Consider the following 10,311-nt stretch of genomic DNA (forward strand, 5'->3'; position numbering starts at 1 on the left):
ATCCCGAACACAGATTCTTCCTACCATGGCTAAGCCCAACGGCGATGCCACCAGACCCACTCGTCGGGCCGGCGACGCACTTCGGATTCGATCAAGGCGGTGAGGCGGGCGGTCACGTCGGTGAGCCAGACCTCCTTGCCCATCTCAGCGGCGGACGCGCGATCGGGCAGATCGGGGCGGGTGACGCGGATCACGTGGGATCCATCTTCTTCGCGGTGAATGAAGACGCCTACGACGACCGCTCCCGTGCGGAGGGACAAGGCGGCGGGTCCGATGGGCGTCGGCGCGGGGCGGCCGAAGAAGGGAACCTCCGCGCTCTGGCCATGCGTGTTCTGATCCATGAGGATCGCTAGAATCCGGCCCTGCTTGAGCGTCCGGAGAATCGCGCGGGCGGCGCCCGGGCCGTCGCGCTGCACCGTCTCGACGTTCACCGACCGCCGAAGCTCGATGTTGGCCTCATTCATCCTATCGCCCTTCACCGGCGTCGCGATGACGGCGACCGGGTAGCCCTTCAGCCCGAAAAAAGCCGCCAGAAGCTCCCAGTTCCCGATGTGACCGGTGATGGCGACGACGCCGTTTCCCTCAGCGAGGGCCGCGTCCATCACCCCGAGGCCTTCGGAACGGACGTGGAGATCGAGGTCTTGCGCGATCTCGTCCAACAGGAGGATCTCGACAACGGAGCGGCCGAGACCACGGAACATCGCTGCGACGTTCCGTTCGCGCTCCTCGGCCGAAAGCTCGGGGAGGGCCTGCGCCATGTGCTCGAGTGCAAGCTTGCGAGGCTCGTCGAGCCGCCACACCACCAACGGCATGATCGCATCGACGACCCGGCGCATCCGGCGCAGCCCGATGAACCCGGCCAGCCGCCGACCGAGCCCGACCAGACCGGCGATCGCCCGGTCGCGCGCAGGCCGGTACGAGTTCTTCCACCGATCCCTCCAGCGATCCTCCCACGCTCGACGGAGCGAGTCCCGTCGCCCCGAGTCCATGGCGCCGCTCACACCACTCCGGCGCGGAGTAGGTCTTGGAGGTGAAGGATTCCCGATGGGCGGCCGTCGTCGTCCACGATGAAGAGCGAGGTGATCGAGTGCTCTTCCATGATCGCGAGCGCGCGCTCGGCCAGGGCGCCCGCCTGAACCGTCTTCGCGCCGTGCGAGGCGAGCTCTCCGGCTGCGAGAGCGCGGAGGTCACCGCGGCTTTCTACGGCACGGCGGATGTCTCCATCGGTGATCACGCCGACCAGGGCGCCCTTGTCGTCGACCACCGCCGTGACACCGATGGCCCGCGCGGCCTCCGCACGCTTCGACGACATGACGTGCATCGCCTCGGTCATCGAAGTGTTCGCGGTGACGACCGGGATGTCGTCGCCGACGTGCATGAGCTCGTCCACACGGCGCAAGCGGCGACCGAGCGCACCACCGGGGTGTAGAGCGCCGAAATCTTCCTCGCTAAAGCCGCGGCGCTCGAGGAGCGCGATCGCGAGAGCATCACCGAGGGCCAGAGTTGCTGTGGTGCTCGCGGTCGGAGCCAGCCCGAGCGGGCAGGCTTCCTCCGCGACACCCACATCGAGCGTGACGTCGGCCCCCTTTGCGAGCGGCGAACCCGCATCTCCCGTGAGCGCGATCACGGGAATCCCAAAACGCCGCGCGGGGGCCAGGAGCGAGAGGAGTTCCGTCGTCGTCCCACTGTACGAGACGGCGATCATGCAGTCGCCGCGGGCCAGGAGACCGAGATCTCCGTGCAGGCCTTCGGCCGCGTGGAGGAACAACGCCGGGGTCCCGGTGGAAGCGAGGGTCGCCGCGATCTTCCGGCACACGAGACCCGATTTCCCGAGCCCGCAGACGACGACCTTGCCCTCGCAGCGGGCCAGGACACCGACGGCATCCGAGAACTCGCGCCCGAGGCGCTCCGAGAGGTCGGTGACCGCGCGCGCCTCGATCTCGAGGACGCGACGAGCCGACGCGAGATCGTCGCGCGTCGGCGGTGTCGCGGGGCGACTCAAACCTCCGCCTCGCGACGCGCTCGATCGAGCGTGTGCACCATCCGCAGGAGGGGCGGCAGCTCGTCCAGCGGCCAGCATGTGGTCCCGTCCGACAAGGCCTTGGACGGATCCTCATGCACTTCGAGAAAGAGCCCGTCGACACCCACGGCCACTGCGGCGCGCGCGAGAGCCGGCACGAACTCACGTTGGCCCCCGGTCGCCGTGCCCGTGGCTCCGGGGAGCTGGACGCTGTGCGTGGCATCGAACACGACGGGACAGCCGATCTCTCCGAGAACGACCAGCGAGCGCATGTCCGAGACGAGGTTCTGATACCCAAAGCTCGCACCGCGCTCGGTCACGAGGAGCTTCGTGTTGCCGGTCTCGCGCGCCTTTTCGACGACGTGGTGCATCTCCCACGGCGACAGGAACTGGCCCTTCTTCAGATTCACCGGCTTGCCGGACTTCGCCACGGCGTGGATGAAGTCGGTCTGGCGACACAGGAACGCGGGCGTCTGCATCACGTCGACCACTTCGGCGACGGCGGTTACGTCTTCCTTCTCGTGCACGTCGGTCAGGAGCGGGAGCCCCGTGGCGTTGCGCACCTCGTCGAGGATGGCGAGGCCTTCGTCTCGTCCGATACCGCGGTACGAACCCCCCGACGTGCGATTCGCCTTGTCATACGACGATTTGTAGATCAGCGCGACGCCGAGGTCGGCCGCGATCGCGGCCAGCTTCTCGCCGTGCCACAGCGCGGAATCCCGGCTCTCGATCACGCACGGCCCGGCGATCACGGCGAGCGGAGCCCCGCCCCCGACCGGGACCGGCCCGATCGAAACCTCCGAACGGGTCCCGTTATTTTCAGTGCTCGCCATGGCTACCTCGAAGAGACGCCCCACCCCACGCGGGATGTCGGCCCTCTCCGTTCGAGGTTACCGGACGGGAGAGCCCGCGGCGACACTCGACAGAAGGAGCGGTTGGTGCCCCTTCTCGCGTGTTTTGTGGTTGAGCGCGGCCCGCACGTACTCCCGGAAGATCGGGTGGCAGTCGAGCGGGCGCGACTTGAACTCGGGATGGAACTGGCTCGCCACGAACCAGGGGTGGTCGCGAAGCTCCACCACCTCGACCAGCCCGCCGTCGGGCGAAAGACCCGAAAAGACGAGGCCCTTTTTCTCCAACTCGGCCTTGTAGTCGTTGTTGAACTCCCACCGGTGACGGTGACGCTCCGAGATCTTCCGCTTTCCGTAGACCTTCGCTGCGATCGACCCGGCCGTGAGCTGGCAGGGATACGCGCCCAGGCGCATCGTCCCACCCTTGGCGGTCACGTCTTCCTGGTCGGACATGAGGTGGATCACCGGATGCGGGGTGTCCGGATCGACTTCCGTGGAGTTCGCGCCCTCGAGTCCGCACACGTGGCGGGCGAACTCGATGACCGACATCTGCATCCCGAAGCAGATCCCGAGGTAGGGAATGCCCTCTTCGCGTGCGTGCCTGACCGTGGAGATCTTGCCCTCGGTGCCGCGGGGGCCGAAGCCCATCGGAACGAGGATCGCGTCGGCGCTCTTGATCTCGTCGCTTAGGCCGTCGGCCTCGACCTGCTCGGAATCATAGTGCTCGATGTCGACGGCGCACTCGTTTGCAATCCCGCCGTGGACGAGAGCCTCGTTCAAGCTCTTGTACGAGTCGGTGAGGTCCGTGTACTTGCCGACCATCGCGATGCGGACGGTCTCTTTGGCGTCCCGGATCGTAGAGACGACCTTCCGCCAGCTCTTCAAGTTCGGAGCGCCGGTCCACATGTTGAGCTTTTCGCAGACGCGCTCGTCGAGACCTTCCTCGTGCAGCCTCAGCGGGACCTCGTAGATCGACGGAACATCGACTGCGGTGATCACCGAGGCCTTGTCGACGTTACAGAAGAGAGCGATCTTCTCTTTGATCTTCGGACCGAACTCGCGCTCGGTGCGGCAGAGCAGGATGTCGGGCGAGATGCCGAGGCCCGTCAGTTCCTTCACGCTGTGCTGCGTAGGCTTCGTCTTCACCTCGCCCGCCGTGCTGATGTACGGCACGAGCGTGAGATGAACGTACAAAACGTGCTCGCGGCCGCGATCCCAACGGAACTGACGAATCGCCTCCAGGAACGGCAAGCTCTCGATATCACCGACGGTGCCGCCGATCTCGCAGCACGCGACGTCGTAACCGGCCGCGCCGGCGAGGAGTCGCTCTTTGATCTCGTCGGTCACGTGCGGGATCACCTGCACCGTACCACCGAGGTACTCGCCTCTGCGTTCCTTCTCGATGACCGAGTGGTAGACGCGACCACTCGTGAAGTTGTTCTTCTGGCCCATCCGCGTCGAGACGTATCGCTCGTAGTGGCCCAGATCGAGATCCGCCTCGGCACCGTCGTCGGTGACGAAGACCTCACCGTGCTGGAACGGACTCATCGTGCCCGGATCGACGTTGATGTACGGATCCATCTTCATCATCGTCACTCGAAGCCCTCTCGCTTCGAGCAACGCGCCCAGAGATGCCGACGCCAGCCCCTTCCCGAGCGAAGAAACCACTCCGCCCGTGATAAAGATGAACTTCGTCTCCCGTTTTCGCCCGCGTTCAGCCATTTCGCTCCCGCACCGCCGCCGACTCTCGTCGCGCAGTGAGCCATTGGCGAACCCGCCGGAGGTCTTCCGGCGTATCCACCTCGATCATCGACTCCTGTGCCTCCACCTGTGCCACCTGGATGCGGTGACCGTTCTCCAACACGCGTAGCTGTTCCAGTCGCTCCACCTTCTCGAGTGGTGTCGGCTTCATCTCAGCCAACTCGAGGAGGAAGTCGCGACGGTAGGCGTACAATCCGATGTGCCGCAGGCCGTCGCCGCCGCCCCAGGGGATGGGGCTGCGCGAGAAATACAGCGCACGGCCGTGGCGATCGCAGACGACCTTCACGACCTGCTCGCGCTCCCCCTCGTCTTCGAGCAACGGGGTCGCGAGGGTTCCGAGCGCCGCCGGCTCCGCTCCCGCGGGTGCACTGTTCAGCGCCTCCACTGCGGCTTCGACGTAGCCAGGGTCGAGGAACGGAAGATCTCCCTGGACGTTCACCACGATGTCGACATCGAGGCCCCGTGCGACTTCGGCGATTCGGTCCGTGCCCGAGAGGTGATCGGCCGCGGTCATCATGGCCTCACCACCAGCGTGCTCGACGGCACGCCGGATCTGGTCGTCGTCCGTTGCGACGAGAACGCGCGAGACGCCCTTTGCTTCGCGCGCGCGTTCGAGCACTCGTACGACCATCGGTTTTCCGCCGATGTCGGCGAGAGCCTTCGCCGGGAGACGACTGGAGCCATAACGCGCTGGTATGATGACGGCGACCGACAAGAGAGATTGCTTTCTCGGTTCGGCCCCGAAACTCTAGCGTCAGAGTCGCTAGAGGTACCAGTCCGTGGCACGAATTCTTCGTGACTTTCCGGAAGGTCGGAGCAAGACCGAACCACGGAAAGCGGTTTTAGATCCCCCTCTGGTGTCGTGTCAACGTAGCGTCCTCTCTATCCACCGGAAGCCACGTCGGCGTGGACTTTCGCCCGGCGCTGCTCGAGCGGGGAACGAGGAGTTGCACCCGGCGCAGCACTTCGTCGCCTGGCGCAACGAGGCGTGGAACGTCGAGGCGGCCAGAGCACCGGATCGCCATTGGATTTCGACCGGCACGCTCCCTGCTCCTGCTGCCCGGGACGGTGCTCCCCCCGCAGCGCCGCGACGCCGTCCTCTTCCCTCGTGCGGACGGCTCTCAGCACGCGACCCCGGGTCGCGAAAGGAGACCACTCATGAAGGATCCGTACTCCCGAGGAGTCGGCCCGCCGCGGGCCGCCACCCAGAACGGACGGCGACGTGGCCGCGCCGTCACCCTCGCCGCGGGCTGCTTGTGGATCGGCGTCGGCGCGGTCGCCGCAAACGCCGAGTCATCCGGGGGCCAGATGCGGCGTGCACGCTTCGCCCTCGCGCGTGGCGCGGATGCCGACGCGGTTGTAGCCCTCGATGCGGTCCGGCGGAGGGAGCCCGGGTCGGCCCGAGGACTCGAAGCCGCGCTGCTCCTCGCCGACCTCCACTTCGCCTCCGGGCGATCGGCCCAGGCCGAGACGGTCCTCGCCACGGCCTCGCACCGTGCGCCGGCGTCGATCCGCTCGCCGATCGACTTGGCCCGTGGCTGGCTCGCCATCAGCCGTGGGGCGGCCTCCGAGGCGCGGGATCGGTTCGAGAGCAGCCGAGCGTCCCCGTCCTCCCTGGCACGCGCCGTCGCGGAGATCGGGCTCGCTTGGGCTTCGCTCGGCTCCGGGCAGGACGTCGACCGGCTGGAGTCGCTGACCGCGCTGGCGCGCGCAGAGGGGCCACTCCCCGCCCGATTCGCCGCCGGCTGGACGCTCGCCCGAGCGCACGCGCAAGCGGGCAAGCACCGGCGGGCGCTTCGCGAGCTGCGGCGGCTTCGCCGAGCCGTGCGATCGACGTCGTACGAGGACGACCTGGAGCTTCTTCTCGGACTCGCACAGCTCGAAGCCGGGCGGGCGCGGGACGCCCGACGGACCTTCAAGCGGCTCGAGCGCCGCTTCGGCAGCAATTCGAGCCTCGGTCCAGTGACCACAGGCCTTCGGTTGGACGACCTCCGGGCGCCCGGCCCCGAGCTCGCCCGGCGGGTGAGCTCGCTCTACGCGGGCCGGGAGCCGCGGTCGATCGGACTGATCCCGTTCCTCGGCGCGCTCTTCGACCGATCCGCTGCCCGGGATGCGGCAACCGCCGTCGCGCTGGCCGAACGAGCCATCGACGCGCGCAAGGGGGACGACCGATGAAACGCCTCACCATTGCGAGCATCGCGCTCGCGCTGCTGCTCGCCACGACTTCGCCTGCCGAGGCCATCTGCGGATGTCCCTCTGGGGGCGTGCCGCGTCTCTTGAGTGCCGTCATGAGCGGCAACGATCTGGACGAGCTCCGCGGCGACTGTACCCAGCCGGGGATGACCGTCGAGGTCCAAGTCCGCCAGCAGCACTTCTACCGAAAGTCCTCGCTGCCGCTCGGGCTCGGCGGTCCCTTCGAGGGGGCGTGCATCAACGGGTGTCAGTGGATCACGATCGGCTCGACGCAATCCGGTCCTGTGGCAGGGCACTTCACCTTCTCGAACCTCGACCAGTCGCAGTCCGTGCAGCTTCTGGCGAGTCTGTGGAGTGTGATCGGGCTCGACGGCGTTCGTACGGATCTGCGGGTTCGCGCCTGGGATCCGAGCGCGAACCAGTGGAGCGCGTGGACAGAGCCGCCCGTTCTCGAAGCGTTCAATGTCATGTGGAACGGGAACGAGGGCGCCGCCGCCGCAGTCGAGACGAGGATCACCGGCGCGACGAAGATGCACGTGACAGTGGCCGACGGGCCCGATGACGGCGACCAGCCGACCATCCAACTCGACGTCGACACCGACACGCCGAACTTCTGGCTCGGGCAGCAGACCGGTGATCCGACGGTGCTGTACCACTGGACCGGAAGCTGCAGTCCGCCGATTGCGTGGTGTCCGCCTGAGTGGCTCGTGCAATTGGCGCCCGCGATCACCGTGGACGCGCCGGCCTTCGCGGCAAACTCAGAGTATCCGTTCCTTCTCGGGATGGCGACGGCGAGCCGCCCGGGAGCGATGGTGATCGCCACGACCGTCCTCGGACCGCGCGACACATCGGACTTTTCGGTTCAGGTGGACGTCGACGTGAACGTGGACGTCGTGATCGACCTGAACCTCGGCATCGACTTCTTCTCGATCTTCTGACGATGGGCCCGCAGGTCACTATCTACGAGATATCGTGGGGCGCCGCCGGGCTGCTGTTCGCGCTAGGCGGCGCTCGGGCCCTCATCCACGCCGCGAAACGACGTGGGCACGAGACGGGCGGCGTGGGCCTTCGACTCCTGCCGGTCGTCGCCGCAGCTCTCGCGCTCGTGGGGGCGCGGCTGCACGCGCTTCTGGGGGCGCCGCAGGCACTCGGAGCCGCCGTGGTCGACGGGACCTTCTGGCTCCTCGCGGCCACGGCGCGACAGCGAATCGGCGGGGGGCTCCTCCTCGCCGGAGCGTTCCTCCTTTGGGTCGGACCGCGGCTCGGCGGACGGCGGCTCCGGGGACTCGAGATCCTCGACGCGATCGTTCCCGTGGCAGGACTGTCGATCGCGGTGGGGCGCATCGGGTGTTTTCTCGGGGGCTGCTGCTTCGGCGTTCCTACCGAGATGCCCTGGGCAGTTCAGTACGGGCCGGGGAGTGCCGCGTACTGGAATCACGTCGCGCAGTCACTCATTGCGGACGACGGCGGCAGCAGCCTTTCGGTGCACGCGTTGTCGGTCTACCTCGGCGGCGCGGCGGCGGCGGCGGCGATCGTTGCGTTCCTGGCCGCCCGGTTCGTGGATCGGCCCGGTGCGGCGACGAGTGCGTTCGTCGTGTGCATGACGAGTTCGCGACTCGTCCTGGAACCACTTCGGGAAACCCGGTTTCTACAGACGGTGCCGGCACAGACCGAGCTCGACGCCGGGCTTCTGGTCGTCGCCCTCGGCTTCGCGTGCTGGCTCTCCCGTGGTCGGCCCGCGCTCTCCGTCAGTCCGATGCGGTGACCGCGAACGGCTCCGGTCCATCCAGCCCCGGGACGCCGAGGCGCTGGATCCGCCGGGCCGTCGTGCCTTCTCCTCCTTCGTAACGAGGGAGCCTGCCCTCTTCCTTCCAGAGACGGTACGCGAGGGCCGCGGACAGAACGCGGATCGGGTAGTCGCGCGGGTGCTCCTTCAAGTAGGGCTGCGCCTGCGCGAAGTTCTGGGCACCGTACTTGTCGACGATGAAGCGCAGCCCCCCGTTGTAGGGGCCGATGTTGTAGGCGAGCAGTGTGAGCAACAGGTCGCCGTTCATCTGGTCGGCGTAGAGCGCCAATGTCGCGGCGCCGAGGAACGCGTTGTGTCGTTGATTCACCGGATCGAGCCGAGGCACGTCGAGCGCCTTCTTCGCGGCCGCCTCGGCCGCCGTCGGCACCGCCGTGATCTGGAAGAGACCCTTCCCCCCGTCTCGGCTCGGGCGCGGATGGAAGCTCGACTCGGTGGCCGCCATGCCCATCAGGATCTCGTGTGACACGCCGAAGGCTTCCGCCGCCTCCTCCACGGTGGAGTCGAAGACGCGCGAGCGTTCGAGGACCGTGCGCTGATCTGCGAGGTCCATCCGGCGGTACGCGGCGTAGACCTGGTGGCGTACGACCCGCATTTGAGTCGCGCGCTCGTCGTCGAGAAGTCTTTGCAGAGTGTGCACGATGTCGGCGGGCGGTGAGACGTACGCGAGACCGATGATCGAGGCGAACACGGCGCCGTTCAGCGCGTGCCTCCATGGCAGCGAGACGGACCGCCGCGCACGCTCGACGAGCATGAGGACCAGGACGCTCGCCAGCGCGGCTCCAACGAGCGCGGCCACCAGGAACAGAGGACGCGTGACGCCCCCCATCTGCCCCAGCACCGCGAGGCCCCCGATCGCAACGACCGCGCCCCCGAGGAGAAACTCGACCGCTCGATACACCCACGGCTTCCCCGCCTTCTTCTTCTTCCGGCTGCGACGAGCCTTAGTCGACCGCGCCTTCGACCCGCCCGTCCGCTTCGCCGTCACCCCACCCACCTTACACCACCTCCACCCCAACCGACCGACCGACCAGCGATTACCCGAAATCCGTGCGATTCACCAATGCCCCTGGAAGGGCTAAACGTCCCTGGAAGCGCTACAAGAGTTGGCATGGGAAAGTATCCGCGAGAAGAGATTCTGGAAGCCTTTGAGAAGTACAAGGTCGCGCGCGACGATGCTTCGCGAACCGGGAATTGGTCGATTTGGGCGGCGGTCTTCACCGAGGACGCCCACTACATCGAGCATGCGTACGGCGATCTCAACGGAAGAGAGGCGATCCGCGAGTGGATCACCAAGGTCATGGCGCCGTTCCCCCACATGACCTTCCCCCAAGACTGGTGGGTCCTCGACGAGGAACGCGACGCCGTCGTCTTCCAATGCCAGAACCGTCTCGCCCACCCCACCGACCCGAACGGCGAACCCTTCCAGTTCCCCAACTGGTCCCGGCTCGTCTACGGCGGAAACGGCCAATGGAAATCCGAAGAAGACATCTACAACCCCGCCCGCGACGCCCCAGCCGTCATCAAGGCCTGGCTAGCCGCCGGCGGCAAATTCAAAAGCAAGGAACTCGTGAAGATGAGCGGGGACGTTGGTTAGTCTCGCCCTTTTTGTTTAGTCGTCGCGCGTCTTAGGCGAGGACTGATGCTCGAGATGAGCGGGGACGTTGGTTAGTCTCGCCCTTTTT

The 10,311-nt window shown here is 67.0% G+C and carries 10 protein-coding genes; 4 read left to right on the forward strand and 6 right to left on the reverse strand.

Translation table 11 applies throughout. The features are described 5' to 3' along the window. Positions 1-29: 29 nt before the first annotated feature. The 5 genes from P8R42_18370 to kdsB are packed head-to-tail and all read right to left on the reverse strand — an operon-like array spanning position 30 to position 5,344. Positions 30-989: a lysophospholipid acyltransferase family protein gene (locus P8R42_18370; GenBank protein MDG2306573.1), complete on the reverse strand. Its 960-nt coding sequence runs from the start codon at positions 987-989 to the stop codon at positions 30-32. An 8-nt stretch (positions 990-997) separates the two neighbouring features. Then, complete coding sequence (locus P8R42_18375) at positions 998-2,002, reverse strand: KpsF/GutQ family sugar-phosphate isomerase (GenBank protein MDG2306574.1); 1,005 nt, start codon at positions 2,000-2,002, stop codon at positions 998-1,000. After that, positions 1,999-2,853, reverse strand: a complete 855-nt coding sequence (kdsA, locus tag P8R42_18380) for a 3-deoxy-8-phosphooctulonate synthase (GenBank protein MDG2306575.1) — start codon at positions 2,851-2,853, stop codon at positions 1,999-2,001. The genes P8R42_18375 and kdsA overlap by 4 nt, the downstream gene beginning before the upstream one ends. A gap of 57 nt (positions 2,854-2,910) precedes the next feature. Next, a complete protein-coding gene (locus P8R42_18385) occupies positions 2,911-4,590 on the reverse strand; it encodes a CTP synthase (GenBank protein ID MDG2306576.1) in 1,680 nt (559 codons plus the stop codon). After that, positions 4,583-5,344, reverse strand: a complete 762-nt coding sequence (kdsB, locus tag P8R42_18390; protein ID MDG2306577.1) for a 3-deoxy-manno-octulosonate cytidylyltransferase — start codon at positions 5,342-5,344, stop codon at positions 4,583-4,585. The genes P8R42_18385 and kdsB overlap by 8 nt, the downstream gene beginning before the upstream one ends. A gap of 443 nt (positions 5,345-5,787) precedes the next feature. Here kdsB and P8R42_18395 point away from each other — a divergent pair, with 443 nt between their 5' ends. The 3 genes from P8R42_18395 to P8R42_18405 are packed head-to-tail and all read left to right on the forward strand — an operon-like array spanning position 5,788 to position 8,587. Next, positions 5,788-6,804: a hypothetical protein gene (locus P8R42_18395; GenBank protein MDG2306578.1), complete on the forward strand. Its 1,017-nt coding sequence runs from the start codon at positions 5,788-5,790 to the stop codon at positions 6,802-6,804. After that, positions 6,801-7,760: a hypothetical protein gene (locus tag P8R42_18400; GenBank protein ID MDG2306579.1), complete on the forward strand. Its 960-nt coding sequence runs from the start codon at positions 6,801-6,803 to the stop codon at positions 7,758-7,760. The genes P8R42_18395 and P8R42_18400 overlap by 4 nt, the downstream gene beginning before the upstream one ends. Before the next feature lie 2 nt (positions 7,761-7,762). Next, the gene (locus P8R42_18405) at positions 7,763-8,587 is read left to right on the forward strand and encodes a prolipoprotein diacylglyceryl transferase (GenBank protein MDG2306580.1); all 825 of its coding nucleotides are present in this window, start codon (positions 7,763-7,765) and stop codon (positions 8,585-8,587) included. Here the strand turns inward: P8R42_18405 and P8R42_18410 are convergent. Next, on the reverse strand, positions 8,571-9,614 hold the full coding sequence (locus P8R42_18410) for a transglycosylase SLT domain-containing protein (protein MDG2306581.1): 1,044 nt from the start codon (positions 9,612-9,614) through the stop codon (positions 8,571-8,573). The two genes, P8R42_18405 and P8R42_18410, sit on opposite strands and share 17 nt — an antisense overlap. Before the next feature lie 123 nt (positions 9,615-9,737). On the opposite strand from P8R42_18410, the gene P8R42_18415 reads away from it, so the two are divergent. Beyond that, the gene (locus tag P8R42_18415; GenBank protein ID MDG2306582.1) at positions 9,738-10,223 is read left to right on the forward strand and encodes a nuclear transport factor 2 family protein; all 486 of its coding nucleotides are present in this window, start codon (positions 9,738-9,740) and stop codon (positions 10,221-10,223) included. Positions 10,224-10,311 lie beyond the last annotated feature (88 nt).

This window comes from Candidatus Binatia bacterium, assembly GCA_029243485.1.
Lineage (GTDB): Bacteria > Desulfobacterota > Binatia > UBA12015 > UBA12015 > VGTG01.